At 68.8% G+C, this 24266-nt stretch carries 22 protein-coding genes; 6 read left to right on the top strand and 16 right to left on the bottom strand.

Annotated features, from left to right (window positions below; all coding sequences use genetic code 11):
• Positions 1–102: 102 nt before the first annotated feature.
• From ACT6S0_RS07340 to ACT6S0_RS07315, 6 genes are read right to left on the bottom strand one after another with little or no spacing between them, the layout of a single operon-like run.
• Positions 103–984: a universal stress protein gene (locus tag ACT6S0_RS07340; protein WP_444763239.1), complete on the bottom strand. Its 882-nt coding sequence runs from the start codon at positions 982–984 to the stop codon at positions 103–105.
• A gap of 39 nt (positions 985–1023) precedes the next feature.
• Entirely contained in the window at positions 1024–1425 is a 402-nt protein-coding gene (locus tag ACT6S0_RS07335; protein WP_444763238.1) for a hypothetical protein, read from the bottom strand.
• A gap of 12 nt (positions 1426–1437) precedes the next feature.
• Positions 1438–2421 (bottom strand): flotillin-like protein FloA, encoded by a 984-nt coding sequence (gene floA, locus ACT6S0_RS07330; protein WP_444763237.1) that lies wholly within the window; start codon positions 2419–2421, stop codon positions 1438–1440.
• Positions 2418–3824 (bottom strand): NfeD family protein, encoded by a 1407-nt coding sequence (locus ACT6S0_RS07325; RefSeq protein ID WP_444763236.1) that lies wholly within the window; start codon positions 3822–3824, stop codon positions 2418–2420. The genes floA and ACT6S0_RS07325 overlap by 4 nt, the downstream gene beginning before the upstream one ends.
• Before the next feature lie 58 nt (positions 3825–3882).
• Positions 3883–4461, bottom strand: a complete 579-nt coding sequence (locus ACT6S0_RS07320) for a DUF2062 domain-containing protein (RefSeq protein WP_444763235.1) — start codon at positions 4459–4461, stop codon at positions 3883–3885.
• Positions 4461–5213, bottom strand: a complete 753-nt coding sequence (locus ACT6S0_RS07315; protein WP_444763234.1) for a hypothetical protein — start codon at positions 5211–5213, stop codon at positions 4461–4463. Before ACT6S0_RS07315 ends, ACT6S0_RS07320 begins: the two co-directional genes overlap by 1 nt.
• A gap of 198 nt (positions 5214–5411) precedes the next feature.
• Between ACT6S0_RS07315 and ACT6S0_RS07310 the strand changes: the two genes are divergently transcribed.
• Together ACT6S0_RS07310 and ACT6S0_RS07305 are read left to right on the top strand one after the other, a co-directional pair.
• Positions 5412–7838 carry a sensor histidine kinase gene (locus tag ACT6S0_RS07310; protein WP_444763233.1) on the top strand — a complete coding sequence of 809 codons (2427 nt, stop codon included), beginning with the start codon at positions 5412–5414 and terminating at the stop codon, positions 7836–7838.
• Positions 7835–8518: a response regulator gene (locus tag ACT6S0_RS07305; protein WP_444763232.1), complete on the top strand. Its 684-nt coding sequence runs from the start codon at positions 7835–7837 to the stop codon at positions 8516–8518. Before ACT6S0_RS07310 ends, ACT6S0_RS07305 begins: the two co-directional genes overlap by 4 nt.
• 33 nt (positions 8519–8551) lie before the next feature.
• Here ACT6S0_RS07305 and ACT6S0_RS07300 read toward each other — a convergent pair whose 3' ends face one another.
• The 4 genes from ACT6S0_RS07300 to ACT6S0_RS07285 all read right to left on the bottom strand — a co-directional run bounded on the left by ACT6S0_RS07300 (position 8552) and on the right by ACT6S0_RS07285 (position 13348).
• Positions 8552–9592 (bottom strand): extracellular catalytic domain type 1 short-chain-length polyhydroxyalkanoate depolymerase, encoded by a 1041-nt coding sequence (locus ACT6S0_RS07300; protein WP_444763231.1) that lies wholly within the window; start codon positions 9590–9592, stop codon positions 8552–8554.
• Positions 9593–9616: 24 nt separating this feature from the next.
• Positions 9617–10039: a CopG family transcriptional regulator gene (locus tag ACT6S0_RS07295; RefSeq protein WP_444763230.1), complete on the bottom strand. Its 423-nt coding sequence runs from the start codon at positions 10037–10039 to the stop codon at positions 9617–9619.
• A gap of 218 nt (positions 10040–10257) precedes the next feature.
• On the bottom strand, positions 10258–11100 hold the full coding sequence (locus ACT6S0_RS07290) for a hypothetical protein (protein ID WP_444763229.1): 843 nt from the start codon (positions 11098–11100) through the stop codon (positions 10258–10260).
• An 85-nt stretch (positions 11101–11185) separates the two neighbouring features.
• Positions 11186–13348, bottom strand: a complete 2163-nt coding sequence (locus tag ACT6S0_RS07285; RefSeq protein ID WP_444763228.1) for a sodium-translocating pyrophosphatase — start codon at positions 13346–13348, stop codon at positions 11186–11188.
• 160 nt (positions 13349–13508) lie between these two features.
• Between ACT6S0_RS07285 and ppa the strand changes: the two genes are divergently transcribed.
• The gene (ppa, locus tag ACT6S0_RS07280; RefSeq protein WP_444763227.1) at positions 13509–14039 is read left to right on the top strand and encodes an inorganic diphosphatase; all 531 of its coding nucleotides are present in this window, start codon (positions 13509–13511) and stop codon (positions 14037–14039) included.
• 4 nt (positions 14040–14043) lie between these two features.
• Here the strand turns inward: ppa and ACT6S0_RS07275 are convergent, their stop codons facing one another.
• A complete protein-coding gene (locus ACT6S0_RS07275) occupies positions 14044–15255 on the bottom strand; it encodes a GNAT family N-acetyltransferase (RefSeq protein ID WP_444763226.1) in 1212 nt (403 codons plus the stop codon).
• Here ACT6S0_RS07275 and ACT6S0_RS07270 point away from each other — a divergent pair.
• Both ACT6S0_RS07270 and ACT6S0_RS07265 read left to right on the top strand, forming a co-directional pair.
• On the top strand, positions 15254–16927 hold the full coding sequence (locus tag ACT6S0_RS07270) for an NAD+ synthase (RefSeq protein WP_444763225.1): 1674 nt from the start codon (positions 15254–15256) through the stop codon (positions 16925–16927). The two genes, ACT6S0_RS07275 and ACT6S0_RS07270, sit on opposite strands and share 2 nt — an antisense overlap.
• Positions 16928–16954: 27 nt before the next feature.
• Positions 16955–17293, top strand: a complete 339-nt coding sequence (locus ACT6S0_RS07265) for a P-II family nitrogen regulator (RefSeq protein WP_056198291.1) — start codon at positions 16955–16957, stop codon at positions 17291–17293.
• A gap of 25 nt (positions 17294–17318) precedes the next feature.
• Here the strand turns inward: ACT6S0_RS07265 and ACT6S0_RS07260 are convergent, their stop codons facing one another.
• Entirely contained in the window at positions 17319–18815 is a 1497-nt protein-coding gene (locus ACT6S0_RS07260) for a protein adenylyltransferase SelO (protein ID WP_444763224.1), read from the bottom strand.
• 413 nt (positions 18816–19228) lie between these two features.
• On the opposite strand from ACT6S0_RS07260, the gene ACT6S0_RS07255 reads away from it, so the two are divergent.
• Positions 19229–19597: a hypothetical protein gene (locus ACT6S0_RS07255; RefSeq protein ID WP_444763223.1), complete on the top strand. Its 369-nt coding sequence runs from the start codon at positions 19229–19231 to the stop codon at positions 19595–19597.
• Between the two features lie 396 nt (positions 19598–19993).
• Here the strand turns inward: ACT6S0_RS07255 and ACT6S0_RS07250 are convergent, their stop codons facing one another.
• The 4 genes from ACT6S0_RS07250 to ACT6S0_RS07235 form a co-directional block, all read right to left on the bottom strand.
• Entirely contained in the window at positions 19994–21484 is a 1491-nt protein-coding gene (locus tag ACT6S0_RS07250) for a tripartite tricarboxylate transporter permease (RefSeq protein ID WP_444763248.1), read from the bottom strand.
• Between the two features lie 16 nt (positions 21485–21500).
• Positions 21501–22013, bottom strand: a complete 513-nt coding sequence (locus ACT6S0_RS07245) for a tripartite tricarboxylate transporter TctB family protein (RefSeq protein ID WP_444763222.1) — start codon at positions 22011–22013, stop codon at positions 21501–21503.
• Between the two features lie 160 nt (positions 22014–22173).
• Positions 22174–23136, bottom strand: a complete 963-nt coding sequence (locus tag ACT6S0_RS07240; protein WP_444763221.1) for a Bug family tripartite tricarboxylate transporter substrate binding protein — start codon at positions 23134–23136, stop codon at positions 22174–22176.
• A 24-nt stretch (positions 23137–23160) separates the two neighbouring features.
• On the bottom strand, positions 23161–24180 hold the full coding sequence (locus ACT6S0_RS07235; RefSeq protein WP_444763220.1) for a porin: 1020 nt from the start codon (positions 24178–24180) through the stop codon (positions 23161–23163).
• Positions 24181–24266: the final 86 nt, after the last annotated feature.

Below are 24266 nucleotides of genomic sequence, written 5' to 3'. Positions count from 1 at the left end.
GTGGCGCGGACTTCGCGGGCCGCTTGCGCCGTGGTGCGGCAGTGGCATGCCGTCGGCAGCGCAATGCGGGCTGTGGCTCCCGCTGGTTGACTGCTGCGCTGACTACTTGCCACCTCGCACCACCAGCACATCGCAGTCGATGGCGTGCAGCAGTGTCTCGGTCGTGCTGCCGAGCAGCTTCTTCATGAAACTGGTTCGATCGTTCGAACCCAGCACCACCAGGTCGACATCCGAGTTTCTGAGGTGGTCGGGCAGCAGTGCCGCCGCTTCGCCCCCCTCGAAGACGGGGTGCAGCCGATCCGTCACTTCGGGGCCGAGCGCCATCTCGGCAAGCATCTGCTCGCAGGCCCTCGACGCCGTCTGCGCGCGGGATTCGTCGCCGAACCCAAGCCCTGTGGGATCTGAGGCGGACACCTCGAATGCGTGGAACAGGGTCAAGCCCGCGCTTTTGAACCAGTGCGCTGCCGTTGCCAACGCTGCGCGCGAGGCGGGTGAGAAGTCCGTCGCCACCAGGACATGGCGATACGGCCCGCTCGAGCGAGCGCGGACCACCAGCAGTGGTACATCGAGCGGGTCGCGAAGTAGCGTATCGGCCATGGTGCCGACGCGACGGCGAACGCCGGGCTGATCTTGCGCCAGGCCCGTGATCACCAGCTGGGCCTGTTCCCGGCGCGCAGCTTCGAGCACCACCGCGGCTGGCGCGCCCCGGGCGGTTTGAACATCGGCGGTGATGCCCTCGCCAGCCAGATCGTCGCGCAGGCGCTGCGCCACCGCAGCTTCGTGGGACTCAGGCTGGCGCCAGGACGGCGGGCGGCGCGCCGCCTCGGCGGCCTGACCGGCTTCATCGTCCTCCAGCGCGTGCACGACCAGAAGCCGGGCCCTCCATGTGCCGCTGAGCTGCACCGCCCGCGCGAGTGCGCGGTCACAGCGCCCGCTCATGTCGGTGGCCAGAACAACTGTTTGCGGCGTCGGCGCTAAGTTCATGTCGTGCTCTCAGGGCTGGTGGTTTGCCCGCAACGCCGATCAACCGAGGTCATGCGGTCGATGCGCGTGGCAGGGCTGCAGGATGGCTGAAATGACGATGGCGTCTTGTACCGCGCGCCGGTCGCGCATCAGCGCGGCCCTGGAGAATCGTGGCGTTCGAGGGCGGTCCAACGTGACCGCGCGCGTGACCATGGCCGACCGTGGCATCTGCAAAGGTCGTTGGATTTCGGCCGCATCGACGTCTTCTGGCATCTCGTCGGCGCCAAGGCGCGCGCCCGTCGTGTGGAGAACCGTTGCAGGTTCGACCTGGGCCTGGGCGCGCGCCTGCATTTCGGCCTGCAGGGCCGCAGCTTTTGTGCGCAATTGCTTGAACACGAGCTGCGCCAGCCAGACAGCGCCGAATATCAGAACGATGAACAGTTCCTGTGGAAAGTCGCGCATGTCGTTCCCCTGCTACTTCTTCTGACCTCCTGCGGGTTCGCTGTCCGTGCCAGCGATTTCCTCCCGCATGGCCGTGTCGGCCTGCATGTTCTTCATGCGGTAGTAGTCCATGATGCCCAGGTTGCCGGCGCGAAACGCCTCTGCCATCGCACGCGGCACCTCGGCCTCGGCCTCCACGACCCGCGCGCGCATTTCCTGTTCAAGCGCCACCGCCATGGCACGCCGCTCCTCGGCCTTGGCCTGGGCGATCTGCTTGTCGGCGTTGGCCTGGTCGATCTGCAGCTTGGCGCCGATGTTGTCGCCCACGTCCACGTCGGCGATGTCGATCGACAGGATCTCGTAGGCCGTGCCCGCGTCGAGGCCCTTGGCCAGGATGTGCTTGGAGATGTGGTCCGGGTTCTCCAGCACGTCCTTGTGGCTCTTGGCCGAGCCGATGGTGCTGACCATGCCCTCGCCGACGCGCGCCATGATGGTCTCTTCACCGGCGCCGCCCACCAGTCGGTCGATGTTGGTGCGCACGGTCACGCGCGACACCGCGATGAGCTGGATGCCGTCCTTGGCGACGGCGGCGATGCGCGGGGTCTGGATGACCTTGGGAAGCACCGACATCTGCACCGCCTCCAGCACGTTGCGCCCCGCCAGGTCGATGGCCGCTGCGCGCTGGAAGGGCAGCGGGATGTTGGCCTTGTCGGCCGAGATCATCGCGTTGACCACCCGGGTCACGTTGCCACCGGCCAGGAAGTGCGCCTCAAGGTCGTTGATCGACATCTCGATGCCCGCTTTGGCTGCGCTGATGCGCGCCGTCACGATGGTGGCCGGGGGCACGCGCCGCAGGCGCATCGCGATCAATGTGAACAAGCCGACATAGGCGCCCGATGCCCAGGCGGCAATCCACAGCGGGATCGGGATCAGGTAGAGCAGCACCGCCAGCGAGGCGATCACGGCGACCAGGATTCCGAGGCTGCCTCCGAGGTTGAAGAGCAGGTTGTCGTTCATGGTTCGTCCTTCTGCGTTGGTGTTTCTGGGCCTGGTTGCGGCACGCGCCGCACGACGACACGGTTGCCATCGACACGCACCACCTCGATGGCCGCGCCGCTTTCGATGAGTTCGCCGGCGGACACCACGTCCACCCGTTCGCCGTCGATCTCGGCAATGCCGGCCGGCCGCAGCACCGACGCAGCGCGCCCGCGCCTGCCCAACCAGCGCTGATCCGACAGCGGCGCGGAGCCATGGGACGGGCCTGTGCCGAGATTGGCCTGGAGCACCAGGCGGCGCGCCAGTGGCAGCCGTGGCAAGAGGCGCAACAACGCGGCTGCGGCGAGCAAGGCAGCCAGCAGGGCGATGACGACGCGCTGCACAGTCGCCGCGATGACGGCCGGCGTGTCGCCAGCGCCCGTCATGCCCAGCACCAGTGCGCCGAGCAGCGCCGCGATGCCCAGCACACCGGCGATGCCGAAGCCCGGGATGAGCAAGACCTCCGCAGCCAGCAGCGCCAGCCCGGCTGCGGCGAGCAACAGCTCTTCCCAACCCGCCAACTGCACCAGCCAGTGGCCCCAGAAGAACAGTCCCAGGCTGACCAGGCCCAGGCCGCCGGGGATGCCAAAGCCGGGCGTACGCAACTCGACCATGATGCCGACCAGGCCGATGCTGATCAGCAGCGAACTCAGCACCGGGTGGGTCAGGAAGCGCACCAGCTTCTCGGCCCAGTGGGGCGAGGCGTTGCGGCGCTCGGCGTCCTGCAGTCCGAGCTGCGCAAGTGCGCCATCCAGCGTGTCGGCGCGGCGATCGATCACCTTGTGCAACAGCGCCTCGTCGGTGGTCAGCGTCAGCAGCTTGCCCTTGTCCACCACGCCGGGCACGGCGACGTCGGCATCGACCATGGCCTCGGCCAGCAGCAGTGGGCGCTGGCGGGCCTCCGCCGTGGCGCGGAACTCCTTGCGCACGTAGGACACCGTCTTCTCGTCGGCGGGCAGGGCGGCTGCGCCCGGTGCCCCGGACTGCACGGGCGCTGCAGCGCCGAGGGTGCTGCCGGGCGCCATCACGAGGGTCTGCGTGGCCAGCCCGATCAACGCGCCGGCGGAAATCGCGCGCTTGTTGACGAACCCGATGGTGCGCACCTTGGCATCGAGCAGGGTGTCGCGAATCTGCACGGCAGCATCGACGCGGCCGCCGAAGGTGTCGATCTCGAGCACCACCGCCGCAGCGCCGGCGCCTGTGGCTTCGTCGACGACGCGCTTGACGAAGGGCGCCAGGCCCAAGTCGATGACGCCGTCGATCTTCAGCACATAGATGATCGGCTTGGCAGGTGCCTGGGCGGCCGCGAAGTGGCCGAGCAGCCCCGCCAGTCCGACGGCGACCAGCACTGCGCTGGCCAGCCCTTTGAGTTTGGACAGGGTCATGCCGCCGCCCTCGGTGCCGTTGCGAGCGTTGCCTGCCGTGCGATTCGCATGGTTGCTCCTACCCTGCCCGTGGAGGCGTGCTTGTGCGTCGGCGCACGGATCGGCCGCGTCGACGCGCCGTCGTCGCGGCGATCCATGCCAGGTGTACGGTTGCCCAGGTGAGTGCGGCGCCGATGCAGGCGAACAGGCTCAGGCCCAACATCAGGGGCTTGCCGATGCCGAGCAGCCGCTGCGCCCAGCTGCGCGTGTCGGCTTCACCGGCATCGAGCTGATCGGCCAGCGCGCTCGCCTGGGAGCGGGCTTGCTCGGTGCTCGTCGCATGGCCCAGCAGCGCGCTGCCGGTCTGGTGGGCGGCGACCCAGATCGGCACATAGGTCACCGGGTTGGAGACCAGGGTCGCGGCCGCGGCCACCGGCAGGTTGGCGCGCAGCAGCAGCGCCCCCGCCGCCGCCGCGGCGATCTGCAGCAGCGGGATCAGCAGGCCAAAGAAGACGCCGATGGCCGCACCGTTGGCCACACGCCGCCGCGTCAGCTGCCACAGCCAGGGCCGCTGCAGCAAAGGGCGCAGCCAGCGCAGCGAGCGCGAGTCGCGCAGCCGCTCTTCGGTCGGCAGCCAGCGCTGCAGCCGGCGGCGCATCACCACGGCGCCGGCCCGGTGGCGCGCGGATGGATGGCGCGCAGCCCATCGTCACGCACGCTGATCAGCCCCTGCGCCTGCAACAGCGTCGCTGCCGTCATGGCGTCGGCCAGGGGCATCCTCAGCCAGGCTGCCAGCGCATCGAGTTCGAGGCGGACATCGGCCAGCAACGGCGACCCGTCGCCCAGGCGCTGTGCCAGTGTCACCAGCGCCCGCCGCAGGCGCTCGGCGCCTTGCGCCCGGGCGATCCAGCCGAAGCGGGCCCAACTGCGGATGCAGGCGAGGCTCTGCGGCCCCGCGACCAGGCGGCTGAGCAGGGCTTGTCTGGCCTCGCCGGCCCACAGCGCAGGCGCGGCAATGACTGCCAACTCCGCCCGGGTGATGGCGGTCAGGGCTTCGGTATGTCGCGTCGTCCGCCTGTCGTGCAGGGCGAGGGCCTCATCCGGACCGGCCACTGCGGTGGCCGGTCGCACCTCGCCATCGGGCCCGCGGCGCAGCACCAGGCCGCTGCAGACGATGAAGCAGGCTTGCAGCGGCGCCGCCTCTGCACAGATCAGCGCCCCCGGCTCGAAGTGACGCAACTCGCAGTCGGGCAGGCCGGCCGGCGGGCCCTCCAGCTGCATGTCCAGACGGGCGAGGATGCGCTGCAGCGGCAGGCGCATGCGTACGCCGCGCTGTTCGCCATGTGTCGGCGCACGGGAGCTCACGGGCAGGGCTGCAGGAAGTGCGGCAAGGGCGGACTTGGTGGGCATGCGGAGGTAGGGCTCGAAGCGTTGTCGAATGACGCCACGGCTGGCCGATCTTGCCCACAGGCGGGGGCGGCGCCCACGGCGCGATTCCGATTCGCGGCTCGGATTCGTCCGATTCGTGGCTGCGCGAAAGCGATGCTGCGCGGCAGGCGGTACAAACGGCGGCTGGTGTCGAGGTCGTCTCGACGAGGAAACCTGTTTTTGGAAACGTCGCTTGCGAACCGTTGGCTGGCGCGCATCGAGCCGCGGGCCATCCTGTGGGCCGGCGGCACCCTGGCCCTGGCACTGGTCGTGGCGGGCGGGTTGTCGGCGGTGCTGCTGTGGCGCGACCTGATCGGCAACGCGGAAGCCGAGGTCCAGCGCACGGTGCGGCTGCTGTCGCAGCATGCGGCGCGCGTGATCGAGCCGGTGGACCACACGTTGCGCGAGATCGACAGTGCGCTGGAGGAGGCCGGTCAGCAGGGTGCGCTGATGACGCCGCTGCAGGTGCACGAGCTGATGCGGCCGTTCGCCACCGTCGGCCCCTACCTGGTTCGTGTCGTGGCGCTGGACGAGCGCGGGCGCTTTCGCGGCGCCTCCGACCGGGCGACTGCGCCTGCCGATCTGCACCTGGACGATGCCTGGCTGCGCGAGGTGCGCGGGTCGGGCCAGGCATTGCAGGTCGGCTTGCCGCTGGCCTCGCGCGCCAGCAATCATCGCGTGGTGCCGCTGGCCAGGCCCTTGACCGACAGCAGGACCCAGGCGTTTCGCGGGGTCGTCGTTGCGGCACTCGGCCTCGATCAGCTGCAGGCCTTCCATCACGACATGCAGTTGTCGCAGGGCTGGCAGGTCGCGTTGCTGCGCGACGATGGCATGGTGCTGACCGGCGCTGCGCCGGGCACGCAGTGGCGTCCGACGAGCGGTATCGCCGGCCAGGGCCGGTTCGCCCTCGGTGACGAGACCGGTGAACTGGTGCGTTGGCGCCCGGCTGAGGATGCGCAGGTGTTGGTCGGCCTGCGTCGCGTCGGCGCCTGGCCGCTGCTGGTGGCGGTGTCGGTCGACGCTGCCACGGTGGTCGCGCCCTGGCGCCGCCGTGCCCTCGCGCTGCTGTCGATCACCTTGCCCGCCGCTGCGGGCGTGATGGGGTTGTCCTGGCTTGGTGCGGGCGCGCTGCGCCGCACGCGCGGCCTGTCGCGTTCACTCGGCGCGTCGACGGCGCGCTACCGCTCGCTGGTGGAGAGCAGCCCCGACGGCATCCTGATCGCGCGCGGCGGCGTCATCGAGTACGCGAATGCCGCGATCACCCGGTTGGCACAGGTGGGCAACGCCTCGCAGCTGGTGGGCCGCCGCGTCGACACGCTGCTGGGTGGCAATACCGCGCGCCATGCCACCGACGAGTTCGACGGCCCGCCGCCAGGCCGCGCCATCAGCGTGGAGCACTGGCTGCACCCCGTCGGCGGCGGCTCGATCGAGGTGGAGACCGTGATTGCCGACGGTGCGCCGGGCGATGACGACTCGCTGCAGATCGTGGTGCGCGACATCTCCGCACGCAAGCAGGCGCATCGCCGCTTGCGCGACAGCGAGGAGCGCTACCGGCTGATGGTCGAAGGTGCGCCCGACTGCGCCTTCCTGCTGCTCGACATGGACGGTGTGATCGAAGACGTCAAGCCCATCACCAGTCAGGTCGTGCTGGGCCGCCGCCTCGACTTGCTCGGCCGCCCGCTGGGCACGCTGTTCACGCTCGATGCCACCGCCAGGGACGAGCCGATGCGCATGCTGCGCCAGGCGCGCGCCGCCCAGGCGCCGCAGGATCGCGAGGGCTGGTGTCGTCGCACGGAGGGCGGCCGCTTCTGGGCGCACCTGGTGCTGTCGCCACTGGCCGACGAGGATGAACAGCCGCGTGGCTTCCATGTGCTGGTGCGCGACATCAGCGCACGCAAGCGCCTGCAGGATGAACTCGACGCGAACCGCCGCAAGCTCGAAACGCTGGCGCTGGCGTCGGAGGCGGCGCGTGAGCGCGAGAAGATCCGCATCGCGCGCGAACTGCACGATGAACTCGGCCAGATGCTGACGGTGCAGCAGATGGACGTCGAGATGCTCGCCGACGAGCTGGGCACCGCCCCGACGGGCGTGCGCGAGCGCATAGCCGCAATGCGAGCGCATGTGGACTCGGCGCTGGAGATGACGCGCCGCATCGCCGGCGACCTCCGCCCCCTGGTGCTGGACGACCTGGGTCTGGCTGCGGCGCTGCAGTGGCTGCTGGCCCAGGCCCGTTCACGTTGCCGAATCGAGGGCCAGCTCGAGTTGGAGGGTGATGCGAGCGCGATGCCCGACGAGCTGGCCACGGCGCTGTTTCGCATCGCGCAGGAAAGCATGACCAACGTGATGCGCCATGCTCGGGCCAGCCGGGTCGGGATCCGTCTCGTGATTGACGGCCAGGGCGTGACGCTGAGCGTCAGCGACGACGGCCGTGGCCTCGACGCCGGTGCGGTGCACCACGGCCTCGGTCTGATGGGAATCGAAGAGCGGGCAAGGCTGCTTGGCGGGCATGCCGCCATCGGACCTCGCGAGGGCGGGGGCACATCGGTGCGAGTACGCCTGCCCGTAACGGGCGTGGTGCAGGCCGCACGCGAGGGGGATCGCGCGTGACGCGCCTGGTGATCGCCGACGACCATCAGCTGTTCCGCGAGGGGCTGCGCCAGTTGCTCACGCGCAGCGGCGAGTTTGAGGTGGTCGGCGAGGCCGGCAGCGCCGCCGAGACCATGCACTGCGTGCGCATGCAGGTCTTCGACGTGCTGATCCTCGACCTGGCCATGCCCGGCCGCAGCGGCGTCGATCTCGTCCGGCAGGTCAAGACCGAACGGCCTGCGCTGCCGGTGCTGGTGTTGTCCATGCATGCCGAGGACCAGTACGCGGTCCGGGCGTTGGCTGCCGGTGCTTCGGCCTACCTGACCAAGGGCAGCCGCGCCGAAGTGTTGCAACAGGCGCTGCGGCGCCTGGCGTCGGGTGGGCGTTTCATCGGCGACAGCGTGGCCGAGCTGCTGGCGCAGGAGGTGCAGCCCCACACGGACAAGCCGGCCTACCGGAGCTTGTCCGATCGCGAGTTCCAGGTGATGCATGCGCTGGTGAATGGTGAGTCGGTGTCAGCCATCGCCCAGCAGCTGCACCTGAGCGTCAAGACCGTCAGCACGCACAAGACGCACGTGCTGAGCAAGCTCGGCTGTGCAAACCTGGCGGAGCTGGTGCGCTATGCGATCGACCAGAACATCACGACGCAGACCCCTTCGCCGGAGCGCGCGCCGGGCGCGACCGGTCCGGACTCGTCATAGCCGGGCCAGCGGGCCGTTTATCGCCTTCGATCCTCAGCTGAAGAAGAAGCGCAGCATCTCCGCGCTCGCGTCCGGTCCTTTGGCGTCTGCGTATGAGCCCGCAGCATTGGCGCCCGACCAGGCATGGCCGGCGCCGTGGATGACCCATTGCTCGGTCACGACCCGGCCGTTGCCGTCCTTGTGGACACGCCGCGTGCAGCGGCGCCCGCCGCTGTCCAGCGTCTCCTGCCGGGACGCGGTGCCGGCGCGGTGGGTGTCGGCCACGTGGTCGGCATTGCTGGGGTGGACGGTGGCGTCGGCATCGCCATGGAAGACGATGACGCGCGTGCTCGGCGAGGCCGCCACTGTGGCGCGCTGGCCATTGCCCTGCATCGCCGCCAACGCACCCGGCAGGTCGCGCGCCGCGCCGGCGGGCAGCCCCGAGTGCACGCCGGCTGCGGCAAAGACATCTGGATAGGTGGTTGCCAGGATGGCCGCCATCGCACCGCCCGCCGACAGGCCGGCGACGTAGACCTGTGCCGGGTCGACACCCTGACGGTGGGCGATCTGCCGGGCCATGTCTGCCAGGATGGCCGGCTCGCCCTTGTCGCGGCGTTGGTGGTTGTGCTTGAACCAGTTCCAGCAGCCCTGGGCGTTCATCTGCCGCGACTGGGCCGGGTAGAGCACCACGACGTTGTGCACCTCCGCCAGTGCGTTCATGCGCGTGCCCCTGGCGAAGTCGTCGGGGTCCTGCGTGCAGCCGTGCAGCATGAGGACCAGGGCGCGTGGCGGCTCGGCTCGCGCCGACGGCGTGAAGAGGCGGTAGTCGCGTGCGCCGGCCCGATGCACGAAGTGGCCGGAGACGAACTGCGCGGGGGCGTGCTGTGCCTGCCCTGCGGTGGGCTGGGGCGGCGCGTCGCTGTCGACGACGCGTGCGTCAATGTCGATGACCAGGTCGGCGTTCTGCGCGGCCGGTGCGGCGGCGTCGGCGGTGTGCTGGAGCGCCTGACGAAGCGCCGCCATGGCGGCGTCGAGATCACCGGCGCGCGTGTGCGCCGTGGCGTCTTTCATCAGCTGACCGAACTGTGGATACATGGAGGCTTTCATGGTCGTGGGGGGCTACAACAGCCGTCCAACGAGGGCCGTCTTCACGGCGGGACTGGCATGGAGGGCGCCGAGCACCGTCAGGGACTCGATGCTCTCCAGCGCCAATTCGGGCGTCACGTCGGCCGCGATGACGGCCAGGCCGAGCACGCGGATCTGCAGCTTCTGCCCCGCCGCGCGGACCTGTTCGAGGTCCGCCACGCTGAACTGCTGGATGCCCAGCACGATGCTCTTGCGCGTGACCACCTGCCTGACGACGTCGGCATGCGTGGCAATCTGGTTGCGGATGGCCGTGCGGATCAGGTCGCTGCGGTTGGCATAGAAGCCTTCCTGCACGAGGAGGTCGATCTGGCCCAGGTCGACGCAGCCGATATTGAGGGTCAGCTTCTCATCGACCGGCTTGGCGGCTTTGGGCGACAGCAGTGGGGTGGCAGGCATGCCGCATCATCAACCATCCACTTGGAATCTACTAGGAATACTTTGTAAGCGTTGGGCGGGGCTTCGGTACAAGGCTGCTGATCTGCAAGGGCCATGCGAGCCGCTGACACCACCTCCCGCGCCTGTCCGATGCTGGGCGTGGCGGGGTTGAGCAGCTGGCTGGCCGGCGTTGCTCGGCTGCTGGATGGCGGCCTGCGCCGAGCGGCAGGCTCAGGCCGTCAGCGGCCCGTCACGCGCTGATAACGCTTGCGCAGAAAGTCGGCGGCCAGGCTGACATCGCCACCGACGCGTTCGCCGATGTAGAGCTCCTGGCGGCGTTCCGAGATCTGGGCGCGCAGCCGCGCGGCCATGATGTCCAGCGGCCGCATGCCACCGGCCTCGGCGCGCTCGATGGCGATGCGCAACTGATGCATCTGCAGGGAATGCAGCAGGGCGGTCTGCGCCTGCACAACGCGGATGCGGCCCTGCACCAGGTGCTCGCACAGGCCCAGCCAGGCGCGCACGGCGTCGGCGGGGCCGCCGATGACCTTCTCGGGCGCTTCACCGGCGGCCAGCAGCATGCTCTCGAGCTTGTGGCGGTCGGCGCTGGCATAGGCGTCGTTGACGATCATCATGCGCTGCTCGCAGACCTCGCGCTCCGGGCCGTGCGGGGCCAGGTCGGGGTGGAAGCGCATGGCAGCGCGCCGGTACAAGGTCTTCAGGCTGGGCGGCGGCAGGTCCATCGTCGGGCCGACGGGCTCGGGCGGCAGCGGTGTAGCGCTGGGCAGAGCGGCGATGTCGGGCCAGGGCTTGGCAGCGGGCGTTGCAGGCAATGGCGCATCAACGCCCTGGCGCTTGAGCGCATCGGACAGCAGGGCCGTGGCCTGGTGGAGCTGGGCTTCGAGCTCGTCGAGCTCGCGCATCAGCGGACCTAGCGCTTCGAGGTAGCGCTGGCGAAATCCCAGCAGCTTGGCGCGCGCGCCGTCGTGGTCGGCTTCCAGCACGGCGAGATAGCGCTGCAGATCCTGCAATTGCTCGCGTCGCCGCGTGAGTTCGTGCCTCGTGATCGCCATGCTCGCCATGAGCTGCGATTCTGCCGTGCGCCAGATGTGCAAACGGCCCGAGAAGTCTGATTTCTCGGGCCGTCGTACCGGGGACTTCCCCAGGTTACTGGGAAGCCGCCGAGGCTGGCGTCTCCGCGACGCTCGCAGCCGGGGCTACCGCGGCGGCCTGGGTGGGCTCGGGCGCCTGGCTGCCGGCCGGTATCGGCAGCAGCGGCACGATGAGCAGGGCGACGATGTTGATGATCTTGATCAGCGGGTTGACGGCCGGGCCGGCGGTGTCCTTGTAGGGGTCGCCCACGGTGTCGCCGGTGACGGCGGCCTTGTGCGCCTCCGATCCCTTCTTGTGCAGCACGCCGTTGCTGTCGGTGAAGCCTTCTTCGATCAGCTTCTTGGCGTTGTCCCATGCGCCGCCGCCCGTGCACATGGAGATGCCGACGAACAGGCCGGTGACGATGGTGCCCATCAAGAGGCCGCCGAGCGCTGCCGGGCCGAGGATCAGCCCCACGAGGATGGGGGCCACCACCGGCAGCAGCGACGGCACGATCATTTCCTTGATGGCCGCCGTGGTCAGCATGTCGACGGCCGCGCTGTAGTCGGGCTTGCGCAGCCCGGCCATGATGGCGCCGTCGGCGAACTGCTTGCGCACTTCCACGACCACCGCGCCTGCGGCGCGGCCCACGGCTTCCATCGCCATGGCGGCGAACAAGAAGGGAATCAGGCCGCCGAGGAACAGGCCCAGGATGACCTTGTGGTCGGACAGCGAGAACACCTCGTGCATGCCGCGCGCTTCCAGCGCATGCGTGTAGTCGGCAAACAGGACCAGCGCCGCCAGACCGGCCGAGCCGATGGCATAGCCTTTGGTCACGGCCTTGGTCGTGTTGCCCACCGCATCCAGCGGGTCGGTGACGTCGCGCACGCTCTCAGGCAGCTCGGCCATCTCGGCGATGCCGCCGGCGTTGTCGGTGATGGGACCGTAGGCGTCCAGCGCCACGACGATGCCGGCCATGCTCAGCATGGAAGTCGCCGCGACGGCGATGCCGTACAGCCCCGCCATCTCGAAGGCCGACCAGATGGCCGCGCAGACGAACAGCACCGGCCAGGCGGTGGACTTCATCGACACGCCCAGGCCGGCGATCACGTTGGTGCCATGGCCGGTGGTGGACGCCTGCGCCACGTGCTGCACGGGGTGGTACTGGGTGCCGGTGTAGTACTCGGTGATCCAGACCATGGCGGCCGTCAGCACCAGGCCGATCGCGCAGGCGCCGAACAGGGCCATCGCGTTGGTCGTTCCGCCGCCGGTCAGCTCGATGGTGCCGGGGAACATCGCCTTGGTGACGAAGAAGAAGGCAATCAGGCTCAGCACGCCGGCCACGATCAGCCCCTTGTACAGCGCCGGCATCACGTTCTTCATGCCGGGGCTGGCCTTGACGAAGTAGCAGCCGATGATGGACGCGATGATGGACACGCCGCCCAGCGCCAGCGGGTAGACGACGCCGGCCAGTGCGTTGCTGCCGGTGATCATCAGCGCGCCGAGTGCCATTGCGGCGATCAGCGTGACCGCATAGGTCTCGAACAGGTCGGCCGCCATGCCGGCGCAGTCGCCGACGTTGTCGCCGACGTTGTCCGCGATAACGGCCGGATTGCGCGGATCGTCCTCGGGGATGCCGGCCTCGACCTTGCCCACCAGGTCGGCGCCGACGTCGGCGCCCTTGGTGAAGATGCCGCCGCCCAGGCGCGCGAAGATGGAGATCAGTGACGAGCCGAAGGCCAGGCCGAGCATGGGCTTGAGCGCGGTGCTGTCATGCCCGCCGCCGATGGCGAGATAGAAGCCGCCGACGCCCAGCAGGCCCAGGCCCACCACCAGCATGCCGGTGATGGCGCCGCCCTTGAAGGCCACGTCCAGCGCCGGGCCGATGCCCTTGGAAGCGGCCTGCGCGGTACGCACGTTGGCGCGCACCGAGATGTTCATGCCGATGAAGCCGCAGATACCCGACAGCAGCGCGCCGATGACAAAGCCGATGGCCGTCGTCATGCCGAGCCCCGGCACCACGGCAATCGCGATGGCAAGCACGACGCCGACCATGCCGATGGTGCGGTACTGCCTGCCGAGGTAGGCGGCGGCACCTTGCTGGATCGCCGCGGCGATCTCCTGCATGCGGGCATTGCCCGCGTCTTGGCTCAGGATCCAGCTTCGTTGGATGAAGCCATAGAGAACGGCCGCGAGGCCGCAGGCCAGCGCGAAATACAGCGCCATTTCCGTCGACATGTATGAGTCTCCTGTTTAGCGTGTCAGCTGAGGCCCGTGCGGACTGCTGGCGGGCTTTGCGCGGCGGAGCTTACGGGCCGCCTCGACACGCCGGTTGCGCGTTTACCAGTGGTGTTCGGGAAACCTAGAATGCGGGTTTTCCATCACACAAAAATCGACCATGAGCCTGCACAACGTGACCCCCGGCGCCAAGGTGCCCGACGAGTTCAACGTCATCATCGAAATTCCGATGAATGCCGACCCGATCAAGTACGAAGTTGACAAGGAGAGCGGTGCCATCTTCGTGGACCGCTTCCTGACGACGCCTATGTACTACCCGTGCAATTACGGGTACATCCCCAGGACGCTGGCGGATGACGGCGACCCGGTGGACGTGCTGGTCATCACCCCCTTCGCGCTGACGCCGGGTGTCGTCGTGACTTGCCGGCCGCTGGGCGTGCTGATGATGGACGACGAGGCGGGTGGCGACGCCAAGCTGCTGGCCGTGCCGACCAGCAAGATCCTGCCGATGTACGACCACTGGCAGAAGATCGAGGACGTGAACCCGGCGCGCCTGGCGGCCATCCAGCACTTCTTCGAGCACTACAAGGACCTGGAAAAGGGCAAGTGGGTCAAGGTCAAGGGCTGGGAAGGTCCGGACAAGGCCAAGTCCGAAATCACCGAGGGCATGGCGAACTTCGTCAAGGCCTGACCCCTCAGTCGCCTGAACCGCCAGCAGCCGCAGTCTCACCGCTGCGGCTGTTTTGCTTGAAGGGCGCGTGTTCTCCGAGCGCATCGACATAGCCGGCGATAGCCTCGCCCTCGCGGGCCAGGAAGTCGTTCACCGCGTCGGCAAAGGATGGATGCGCCAGCCAGTGGCTGGACGCGGTCGGCGTGGGCATCAGGCCACGCGCCATCTTGTGCTCGCCCTGGGCGCCGCCCTCGAAACGCCGGTAGCCGTTGGCAATGCACCAGGCCAGCGGCTGGTAGTAGCAGGCGTCGAAGTGCAGGTTGGGGATGTGCTCGGTGGCGCCCCAGTAGCGGCCGAAGGCGGCGCGGCGTTCGGGGTCGAGCGCGATCAACGATGTGGCGATGCGCTCACCCGCGCGACGCGCCGTGAACATCAGCCAGTGCTGGGGCATGTCGCTTGCCATGCGCGCAAAGAAGTCCCGGCTGAGGTAGGGCGTGCTGTGATGTTCGCGATAGGTCTGCTGATAGCAGCGGTAGAAGAAGGTCCAGTCATCCGCGCCGATGTCCCGGCCCGGGAGCGCCTCGAAGACAACGCCCGCCTCTCGAACGCGACGCTGCTCCTGCTGGATCTTCTTGCGCTTGTCGCGCTGCAGCCGTGCGAGGAAGCCGCTGAAGTCGGCGTCGCCTTCAGCCGTCCAGTGGAACTGCACGCCCGCGCGCGCCGTGCAGCCGGTCGCGGCGAGCGCCCGCTGGTCGGCCTCGTCGCCGAACAGCGCGTGCAGCGACGAGGCCTGCGTTTGGCTGGCCAGCGCGCGCAGCGCCTGCGCCAGCAACAGCCTCGCTTCGTCATCGACGGCCAACAGCCTGCTGCCCGGCACCGGCGTGAACGGTACGGCCACCAGCAGCTTGGGGTAGTAGCTCAGCCCATGCCGACGGTAGGCGTCGGCCCAGGCCCAGTCGAAGACGTATTCGCCATAGCTGTGCGACTTGAGGTAGGCCGGGCAGGCCGCGACCAGCTCCGCGCCCGCCCAGATCGACACGAACTGCGGCTGCCAACCGGTCTTTGGCACCGCGCTGCCCGAGTCGTGCAGCGCCCGCAGATAGGCCATGCGCATGAAGGGCGTCGGCCGAGCCTGGCGGGCCAGCAGCGCGTCCCACGCGGCCAGAGGCAATGCTGCCGGGTCGGCATCGACCCGGATGACATAATTTTTTTCCGCTCCGCTTGAAGTGAATCCCATGCAATCGCCGTCCGTCAAAGTCGCGCTGGCCCAGATCAATGTCGTCGTCGGCGACCTGCAGGGCAATGCGGACCGCATCATTGCGCAAGCACGCCAGGCGCACGCGGCTGGGGTTGATCTGCTGCTGACGCCGGAGCTGGCGCTGTGCGGCTACCCGCCCGAGGACCTGCTGCTGCGCCCAGCCTTCCTGGCCGCCTGTGGCGTGCAGCTGATGCGCATCGCCACCGAACTGGCGGGCTGCGACGGCCTGCATGTGGTCGTCGGCCACCCGATGATGCGCGAGGACGGCATCGTGCGTGAACGCAGCTGGGCGCTGCCACCTTGTTTGAACGCGGCCTCGGTGCTGGCCGGCGGCCATGTCCGGCACACCTATGTCAAGCGCGAGCTGCCCAACTACCAGGTCTTCGACGAGCGCCGCTATTTCTACTCCGGCCGCGACGCCGGGCTGGGGCCTGTTGTCTTCGACGTTCGCGGGGTCAGGTTTGGCCTGCTGATCTGTGAAGACGCCTGGTTCGACGAGCCCGCGCTGGCCACCAAGGCCGCCGGCGCTGAAGTGCTTTGCGTCATCAACGCCTCGCCCTTTCACGTCGGCAAGCTCGAGGAGCGCGAGCAGCGCATGGCCGAGCGCGCGCGCTCGTCGGGCCTGCCGCTGTTCTATGCCCATCTCGTGGGCGGCCAGGACGAGGTGGTCTTCGACGGTGCCTCTTTCGCGATGCAGGCCGATGGCACGCTGGCCGCACGCGCACCGATGTTCGAGGAAGCGCTGACGGTCGTCGAGATCGACGTTGCGAGCAGGCGCCTCAGCGGCTCCGTCGCCCCCGAGCTGTCATTCGAGGCCCAGGTCTGGCAGGCCCTGGTCGTCGGCGTGCGGGACTACCTCGGCAAGAACGGTTTCCCCGGCGCCATCATCGGCCTGTCCGGCGGCATCGATTCGGCGCTGGTGCTGGCCATCGCTGTGGATGCGCTCGGCGCGGACAGGGTGAGGACGGTCATGATGCCTTCCCCCTACACGGCCGACATTTCCTGGATCGACGCGCGCGACATGGCCGAGCGCCTGGGCGTGCGCTACGACGAGCTGTCCATCGTGCCGGAGTTCGATGCCTTCAACGCGACCCTGGCCGAGGACTTCAAGGGGCTGCCGCTCGACGCGACCGAGGAGAACATCCAGGCGCGCATCCGCGGCACGCTGCTGATGGCGCTGTCCAACAAGTTCGGCAGCATCGTGCTGACGACCGGCAACAAGAGCGAGATGGCCACCGGCTATTGCACGCTCTATGGCGACATGGCGGGCGGCTTCGCGGTCATCAAGGATGTCGCCAAGACCCTGGTCTTTCGCCTCGCCCGCTGGCGCAACGCGCAGGGCCGGGAAATCATTCCTGAGCGCATCATCACGCGCCCGCCCTCGGCCGAACTGCGCCCCGACCAGAAGGACGAGGACAGCCTGCCGCCCTACGCCGTGCTCGATGCCATCCTGGCGCGCTATATGGAGCAGGACCAGTCCATCGCGGAGATCGTCGCGGCTGGCTTCAAGCCCGAGGACGTCGAGCGCGTCACGCACCTGATCAAGGTCAATGAATACAAGCGGCGCCAGGCCCCGGTGGGCATCCGCATCACCCACCGCGGCTTTGGCAGGGATTGGCGTTACCCCATCACCTCCAAGTTCCGTGCGTAAACTCGAAGCCAGTCAACCGGAGCCCCCATGAAGCAGATCACCGCCATCATCAAACCCTTCAAGCTCGACGAGGTGCGCGAGGCGCTGGCCGAGGTGGGCGCTTCGGGACTGACGGTCACCGAAGTCAAGGGTTTTGGCCGCCAGAAGGGCCACACCGAGCTTTACCGTGGCGCCGAGTATGTCGTCGACTTCCTGCCCAAGGTCAAGGTCGAGGTCGTCGTGAAGGACGATGAGGTTGACCGCTGCATCGACGCCATCCTGAAGGCTGCCAAGACCGGCAAGATCGGCGACGGCAAGATCTTCGTACTGCCGGTCGAGCAGGTCGTGCGCATCCGTACCGGCGAGACGGACGAAGCCGCCGTCTGACGACTCTCCCACCGTATCCGGCAGCTCAAGTGCCGCAGAAGGTGCGGTAGCCCGCGGTCACGTCCGTGGCGGCGGGCTCGGCAAAGCGGGTCGACAGCGCGGCCTCGTCCCAGGGCTGGCGCAGCGCGGCCAGCAGCACGTCGAAAGGCGCCAGGTCGCCTGCGGTGGCGGCAGTCAGGGCTTCTTCGACGAGGTGGTTGCGCGGGATGACGGCCGGGCTGGCGCGGCGCATGCGCTGCGCGCGCTCGGCGCCCGGCAGACCATAGCGGGCGCAGCGCGCCTGCCAGCGCGCCAGCCACGCGTCCAGCGCGGCCCGGTCGGCGAAGCGGTCCCGCAGTGGCTCGGGCCGGCCTTCGGCTGCCGACGCCAGGTGGCGCCAGGCCAAGGTGAAGTCCACCGCCTGGGTGTGCAGCAGCGTGAGCCAGTCGGCTGCCAGGGCGGCGTCGGCCGCGTCGTCGGCCGTTCCGGCGTCGGTGAGGCCGAGCTTGTGTTGCTGGCCTGCGAGCAGCGCGCCGTCCAGCGCCGCCGGGAAGGCGTCGATGACGGCCATTGCGTCCGCCACCGCACGCTCGATGGCCGGCTCGTCGTCGGCGTCTGCCATCAGCGGCAGCAGGGTTTCGGCGAAGCGCGCGAGGTTCCAGCGGGCGATGGCGGGCTGGTTGGCATAGGCGTAGCGGCCGTTGTGGTCGATGCTGCTGAAGACGGCCGCCGGGTCGTAGGCCTCCATGAAGGCACAGGGGCCGTAGTCGATGGTTTCGCCCGACAGCGCCATGTTGTCGGTGTTCATCACGCCGTGGATGAAGCCCACGTTCAGCCATTGCGCCACCAGCAGCGCCTGGCGCTCGGCCACCGCGCGCAGCAACCCCAGGTGGCGGTCGCGCGCTCCGATGAGACCGGGGTCGTGGCGCGCGATGGTGTAGTCAGCCAGGCGGCTGAGCATCTCCAGCTCGCCGCGCGCCGCGAAAAACTGGAAGCTGCCCACCCGCAGGTGGCTGGCAGCCACGCGGGTCAGCACGGCGCCCGGCAGCACTGTGTCGCGGCGCACCAGCTCACCAGTGGCCGCCACAGCCAGCGCCCGCGTCGTGGGAATGCCCAGGGCGTGCATGGCCTCGCCCATCAGCACCTCGCGCAGCATCGGGCCGACGGCGGCCTTGCCGTCGCCACCGCGCGAGAAGGGGGTCCGGCCTGAGCCCTTGTAGGCGATGTCGCGGCGCCGGCCGGCACGGTCGACCAGCTCACCTAGCAGTAGCGCGCGACCGTCGCCGAGCTGCGGCGAGAAGCCGCCGAACTGATGTCCGGCATAGGCCTGGGCGATGGGCTCGGCGTCGGGCGGCAGCAGGTTGCCGACAAACAGCGCCGCGGCGTCAGCGCCCTGCAGCACAGCCGCCGGCAGGCCCAGCTCCTGGGCCAACGGCAGGTTGGCGAACAGCAGGCGCGGCGCGGGCGCCGTGGCGGGCTTGACCGGTGCGTAGGTACCCGGCAGTTCGCGGGCGTAGGTGTTGTCGAAGCCGAAACTTTGCATGGGAGCCTCTGCCATGAGCGGTGCGCCAGTGTGCGGGCAATCAGCGGGCCACCGCAGGCGGCGGCTGGCCGTAACAGCATGGCGGGACGGAATTCTTTACCTCGTCCAGATTCACGGCGACGGGCATGTAAGCGGGACAACGTCCTACATTTTCGGCTGCAGCGTCATTGCATCGTTGCGTTGGCGCACACGGTCGTGCGAGTCGAGCCGCTGGTATGAGATTTCCCTTCAGATTTGCAGTGCCGAACTGGTTCGGTGAGTCGGACTCCGGCGTGGTCGGCCAGCGCGCCGTGCCGCGTCCGCTGTGGCGTCGCGCCGTGGGACGCACACGTGCGTCATGGTTCTGCCCCCGTGCGCCGAGCCATGCCCAGCCCAAGGTTGGCTGAGCCCTGGCGCGATCCGGCGGGGCAGGCATGAGCTTCTGGATTTCCACGCCGTTCTCCCAGGAGCCCAGGATCATCCTGGTGCGATGGCGGGCCTGGGAGGTCCAGGTGCCGAACTACGACGCGCCGACCTGGCATCTGGTGGGCTACCTGGCCGAAGAGCACTGCGCCAAGGTGTCGTCGGCGGTTGCCTTCGTGCACGCCGACACCGAGGAAGTGACCACCAAGACCGGCCGCACCTATGCGTTCAGCGGCGCACCCGGCGTCGACAGCGAAGTGGCGGCCCTGTGGGCGTCCTGGCAGCGACAACACGCCGTCATCGTGCTGCGTGAAGTGACGACGGACATCCTGGATGGACGCCAGCCGCTGCCGGTGAACCTGATCCGGGCCTCTGGCTGACGCCAGCGCGGGTGCCCCGCGGTTCGGGTCGGCGGCCTGCCTCGTTTTATGGCACTGAGATGACTGGCCTTTGAGAACAAGGGCTTACCCGCCAGTCAGCGCAGTTATCAACAGACTTGCCCACGGTTCGGGCGAAGAACATTGGCGGGTGATCTGCTGCGCCGAGGCCGCACGGCGAGCCAAAACCTGTTATGGCGGGGAGCCGACAAAAATTCGACAAAGCCGGCCCGGCTCAGCTCGGCGCCTGGACGACGCCGCTGCCCCACGCGACGGCGAAGGACTGGCTGGCGGGGCTGCCATTGGCCACCTCCATCGGTGAACGAGGGCGACGTCATACCGTCGGACTGCACGGCGCGCCGGAGGGGGTGGTTTCCGCCGCTGCCCGCTGACTGGCGGTTAGATGCGAGCCGCCTTGCGCCAGCGCCACAGGCGCGGCAGCGCCAGCACGGCAGCCAGCACTACCAGCAGGCCCAGCGACAGCGGCCGCTCGACGAACACGCCCCAGTGGCCGCTGCCGATGGACAGCGCGTTGCGCCCCTGTGCCTCGGCCAGCGGCCCCAGGATCATGCCGACGACGACGGGCGCGGTCGGGAAGTCGAAACGCCGCATGACGACGCCCATCAACCCCAGCCCCAGCATCAGGAAAAGGTCGAAGGCGCTTTGGCGCATGCCGTAGACGCCGACGGTCGCGAAGATCAGGATGCCGGCGTAGAGCTGCGGCTTGGGGATCTTCAGCAGCTTCACCCACAGGCCCACCAGCGGCAGGTTCAGCACCAGCAGCATCACGTTGCCGATGTAGAGCGAGGCGATCAGCGCCCAGACCAGCGTCGACGAGGTCGTGAACAGCTGTGGCCCGGCCTGGATGCCGTAGTTCTGCAGCGCGCTGAGCAGGATGGCCGCCGTCACCGAGGTCGGGATGCCGAGTGTCAGCAGCGGCACCAGCGTGGCCGTCACGGCGGCGTTGTTCGCGGCCTCCGGGCCGGCCACGCCCTCGATGGCACCGGTGGTGCCGAACTCTTCCTTGTGGTCGCTGAGCTTGCGCTCCGTCGCGTAGCTGAGGAAGGTCGGGATCTCGGAGCCGCCCGCCGGAATGGTGCCGAAGGGGAAGCCGATGACCGTGCCGCGCAGCCAGGCAGGGATGGAGCGCTTCCATTCCTTCTTCGTCATGTGCACGCTGCTGAGCTTGTTGACCTCTGCCTTGCTGCGGCCCTCGTAGAGCGCCATGTAGAGCGTCTCGCCGACGGCGAACAGGCCCACGGCGACCAGCACGGTCTCGATGCCGTCCATGAACTCCGGCACGCCGGCCGTGTAGCGCACTTGGGCCGTGATCTGGTCCAGCCCGACCAGGCCCAGGGCCAGGCCGATGAAGAGCGAGGTCATGCCGCGCAGCGTGCTCTTGCCCAGCACCGCGCTGACGGTGGTGAAGGCCAGCAGCATCAGCAGGAAGTACTCCGGCGGGCCCAGCGTGACGGCGAAGTCTGCGACCACGGGCGCGAACAGCGTGACCAGCACGGTCGCGATGGTGCCGGCGACAAAGGAGCCGATGGCCGCCGTCGCCAGCGCCGCACCTGCGCGGCCGCTCTTGGCCATCTTGAAGCCCTCCAGCGCCGTCACCATGGTGCCGGTTTCGCCGGGGGTGTTGAGCAGGATGGAAGTGGTCGAGCCACCGTACATCGCGCCGTAATAGATGCCGGCGAAGAAGATCATCGAGGCCGTCGGCTCGACCTGCGACGTGATGGGCAGCAGCATGGCCACCGTCACCGCCGGGCCCAGGCCGGGCAGCACGCCGATGGCGGTGCCGATGACGCAGCCGAGGAAGGCCCACAGCAGGTTGACGGGCGTGCCGGCGGTGGCAAAGCCGCCCATCAGTTGGTTCCAGAGATCCATCATGGGGGTGCCTTGTTTACAGCCAGCCGGTCGTCATCAGCCCGGGCAGGTTGATGGCCAGCAGCTTGCTGAACATCCAGAACACCGGGGCCGAGATCGCAACCCCGGTCAGCAAGTCGGTGAGGCTGCGCCTCAACCCACCGCCGGCCTCGCCCTCCGCCATGCGCAGGCCCCGTACCGCGAGCGCAAAGCACAGCCCGCAGGACAGGATGAAGCCGATGGTCGTGATGAGGCTGGCGTTGGCCACCACGCCGGCCACCACCCAGGCCACCGCCCGCCAGTCGCCGCTGGGCGCGCCCGAGGGCGCGTCCATCTCACGGTAGCCGCCGCTGCGCGCCTCCCACACCAGCCAGGCGCCGCAGACCATCAGCACGACCGACACCAGCCAGGGCAGCGCGTTGGGGCCGACGCCGGCATACCCCGCCTCGGACGAAATGAAGGTGGCGCCCCAGGCCATCACGGCGCCGACGAGCAGCACGCCGATGCCGACCAGCGTCTGGCCGAAGGAGAAAGGATTGCTGCTGCTCATGGAGCCGCCTCCGTATTTGGTTTCGGGCCGAGCGCCGGGCCGCCCCAAGCCGGGCCGTCTGGCGATTTGCTTGGCGGTCGATCCGCCAAGCATTGCCGTCCCCTCGGGGGACCGATCAGGCTTGCCGGCGTTCAGCCGAAGCAAGACTGGGCGAGGGGCTTCAGATCATCCCGGACTTGACCATGATGGCGCGCAATGTGGCGAACTCGCGGTCGACGAAGCTGTCGAACTCCGCGCCCGCCAGCAGGGCCGGTGTCCACCCGTTCTTTTCGATGGACTCAGCCCAGCTCTTGCTCTTGGTCGCCTGCACGACAATCTCGGTCAGCGCCTTGCGCTGCTCGGCGCTGATGCCGGGCGGCGCATACAGGCCACGCCAATTGCCGATCTCGACATTGATGCCCAGCTCCTTGAGCGTCGGCGCGTTCAGCCCCTTGATGCGGGACGGCGCGGTAACGGCAATCGCGCGCATCTTGCCACTCTGCAGGTAGGGCTGGAACTCGCTGAAGCCGCTGCCGCCGATGGTGACGTTGCCGCCCAGGATGGCGGCGGTGGCCTCGCCGCCGCCGCGGAAGGGCACGTAGTTGATCTTGGCGGCGTCCACGCCCACGTCGCGGGCGATCATGGCTGCGGCGATGTGTTCGGTGGCGCCGCGCGAGCCGCCGCCCCACTTGACGCTGCCGGGGTCTTTCTTGAGCTGCTCGACGACGTCCTTCATCGTCTTCAGCGGCGAGGCCGCGTGCACGACGAAGACGTTGTATTCGCTGATCAGCCGCGCGATCGGTGTGGCCTGCGACAGGCTGACCGGTGGCTTGCCGGTGATGATGCCGCCCAGCATGACGGCGCCCATGACGAGCAGCGCATGCGGGTCGCCCTTGCTGGCGTTGACGAACTGGGCCAGCCCCAGGGCCCCGGCGGCGCCGCCCTTGTTCTCGTACTGCACCGACGACGCGGCGCCCGCGTCCTGCAGCGCCTTGCCGAAGGCGCGGCCGGTGGTGTCCCAGCCGCCGCCGGGGTTGGCGGGGATCATCATTTTCATCGGCACGCCGGCGGCCTGCGCCGCCAGCGGGAAGGTGCCGGTAGCGGCCAGGGCCGCGATGGTCTTGAGGAAGGTGTCGCGACGCATGGTTGTCTCCTTGGTCTTGTCAGCTCAGAACGAGTGATAGATGCCGGCCTCGACGCCGCTGGAATCCTCACCCCGCGCAATCGCCGAGCCGCCAGGAATCAGGAAGCGGCCCGTGCGGCTATTGTTGACCTGCGACAGCGTCGTGTAGAGCGAGGTGCGCTTGGACAGGTTGTGCACATAGCCGATCGCCAACAGCTTGCCCGTGTAGTTCTCGCCGTTGGCGCTGTTGGTGGACTGCGCGTTGACGAAGCTGGCGCGGATCAGGCCGGCGCCGACGGCGTAATGGGCGCCGACGACATAGTTCTTCTGCTCGCGCGTCGTCAGCTTGCTGATATGCACCAGCCCCAGCAGCTTCAAGGCGCCGAGCGTGTAGCTGCCGCCGAGATTGGTGACCTTGAACTTGTCGCCGGCATTCGTGTTGACCGTCTCCGACACCGCCAGGGCGACGTCGACGCCGCTGCCGGCATAGCCGATGCGGCCGCCGACGTAGCGGCCGGTGGTGCCCTCGCCGGCGGCGACCATGGCCTGGCCGTAGACACCGCCCAGGCCGTCGGGCAGGAAGTAGCCCACCGAGTTGTCCGAGCGGATCACCGTCTTGGACGTGCCCGACACGCCGTCGAAGCCATAGACCAGGTTGCTGGCCGCGCCGACGCCGTTGGTGCCGAAGGCGTTGAAGCGGCTGATGCTCCAGAACGTCGGCGTGTAGTCGCGGCCGAGCCTCAGCTCGCCCGCGGCCTTGCTGGCCAGGCTGACCGTCGCGCGGCGGCGCCAGTCGCCCCCCGCGCCGACGTCCGGGCCGATGGCGCCTTCGAGATGGAAGCTGGCGCTCAGGCCGTTGCCCAGGTCCTCGCGGCCGCGAAAGCCGATGCGGCTGGTCTGCATGCCGTCGATGCTTTCGAGGTTCAGGGTCTTGCTGCCGTTCTTCAGGCGCTGCACGCCCACGTCGAGCACGCCGAAGAGGGTCACGCCGGAGGTCTGGGCGGCGGCCAGCGCCGAGGCGCCGGCCAGGGCGACAGCGGCGAGCGGCTTCACTGTGAAGTTCATGGTTGTCTCCTGTCTTATGGGTTGGAATGCCGATGCTCGGAAGCCAGGCTGTCAATCGGCTGTCGAATCCGTCGGGGTAAACCTCA

Source organism: Roseateles sp. (genome assembly GCF_052436255.1).
Classification (GTDB): domain Bacteria; phylum Pseudomonadota; class Gammaproteobacteria; order Burkholderiales; family Burkholderiaceae_C; genus Pelomonas.
Note: the sequence above shows the minus strand (reverse complement) of the source record. Positions and strands in the feature narration are given on the sequence as shown.

Bases quoted from the DNA above. Each gene is read 5' to 3' on its own strand.
- ACT6S0_RS07340 (WP_444763239.1), bottom strand. From the start codon at position 984: ATGAACTTAGCGCCGACGCCGCAAACAGTTGTTCTGGCCACCGACATG.
- ACT6S0_RS07335 (WP_444763238.1), bottom strand. From the start codon at position 1,425: ATGCGCGACTTTCCACAGGAACTGTTCATCGTTCTGATATTCGGCGCT.
- floA (WP_444763237.1), bottom strand. From the start codon at position 2,421: ATGAACGACAACCTGCTCTTCAACCTCGGAGGCAGCCTCGGAATCCTG.
- ACT6S0_RS07325 (WP_444763236.1), bottom strand. From the start codon at position 3,824: ATGACCCTGTCCAAACTCAAAGGGCTGGCCAGCGCAGTGCTGGTCGCC.
- ACT6S0_RS07320 (WP_444763235.1), bottom strand. From the start codon at position 4,461: ATGCGCCGCCGGCTGCAGCGCTGGCTGCCGACCGAAGAGCGGCTGCGC.
- ACT6S0_RS07315 (WP_444763234.1), bottom strand. From the start codon at position 5,213: ATGCCCACCAAGTCCGCCCTTGCCGCACTTCCTGCAGCCCTGCCCGTG.
- ACT6S0_RS07300 (WP_444763231.1), bottom strand. From the start codon at position 9,592: ATGTATCCACAGTTCGGTCAGCTGATGAAAGACGCCACGGCGCACACG.
- ACT6S0_RS07295 (WP_444763230.1), bottom strand. From the start codon at position 10,039: ATGCCTGCCACCCCACTGCTGTCGCCCAAAGCCGCCAAGCCGGTCGAT.
- ACT6S0_RS07290 (WP_444763229.1), bottom strand. From the start codon at position 11,100: ATGGCGAGCATGGCGATCACGAGGCACGAACTCACGCGGCGACGCGAG.
- ACT6S0_RS07285 (WP_444763228.1), bottom strand. From the start codon at position 13,348: ATGTCGACGGAAATGGCGCTGTATTTCGCGCTGGCCTGCGGCCTCGCG.
- ppa (WP_444763227.1), top strand. From the start codon at position 13,509: ATGAGCCTGCACAACGTGACCCCCGGCGCCAAGGTGCCCGACGAGTTC.
- ACT6S0_RS07270 (WP_444763225.1), top strand. From the start codon at position 15,254: ATGCAATCGCCGTCCGTCAAAGTCGCGCTGGCCCAGATCAATGTCGTC.
- ACT6S0_RS07275 (WP_444763226.1), bottom strand. From the start codon at position 15,255: ATGGGATTCACTTCAAGCGGAGCGGAAAAAAATTATGTCATCCGGGTC.
- ACT6S0_RS07265 (WP_056198291.1), top strand. From the start codon at position 16,955: ATGAAGCAGATCACCGCCATCATCAAACCCTTCAAGCTCGACGAGGTG.
- ACT6S0_RS07260 (WP_444763224.1), bottom strand. From the start codon at position 18,815: ATGCAAAGTTTCGGCTTCGACAACACCTACGCCCGCGAACTGCCGGGT.
- ACT6S0_RS07255 (WP_444763223.1), top strand. From the start codon at position 19,229: ATGAGCTTCTGGATTTCCACGCCGTTCTCCCAGGAGCCCAGGATCATC.
- ACT6S0_RS07250 (WP_444763248.1), bottom strand. From the start codon at position 21,484: ATGGATCTCTGGAACCAACTGATGGGCGGCTTTGCCACCGCCGGCACG.
- ACT6S0_RS07245 (WP_444763222.1), bottom strand. From the start codon at position 22,013: ATGAGCAGCAGCAATCCTTTCTCCTTCGGCCAGACGCTGGTCGGCATC.
- ACT6S0_RS07240 (WP_444763221.1), bottom strand. From the start codon at position 23,136: ATGCGTCGCGACACCTTCCTCAAGACCATCGCGGCCCTGGCCGCTACC.
- ACT6S0_RS07235 (WP_444763220.1), bottom strand. From the start codon at position 24,180: ATGAACTTCACAGTGAAGCCGCTCGCCGCTGTCGCCCTGGCCGGCGCC.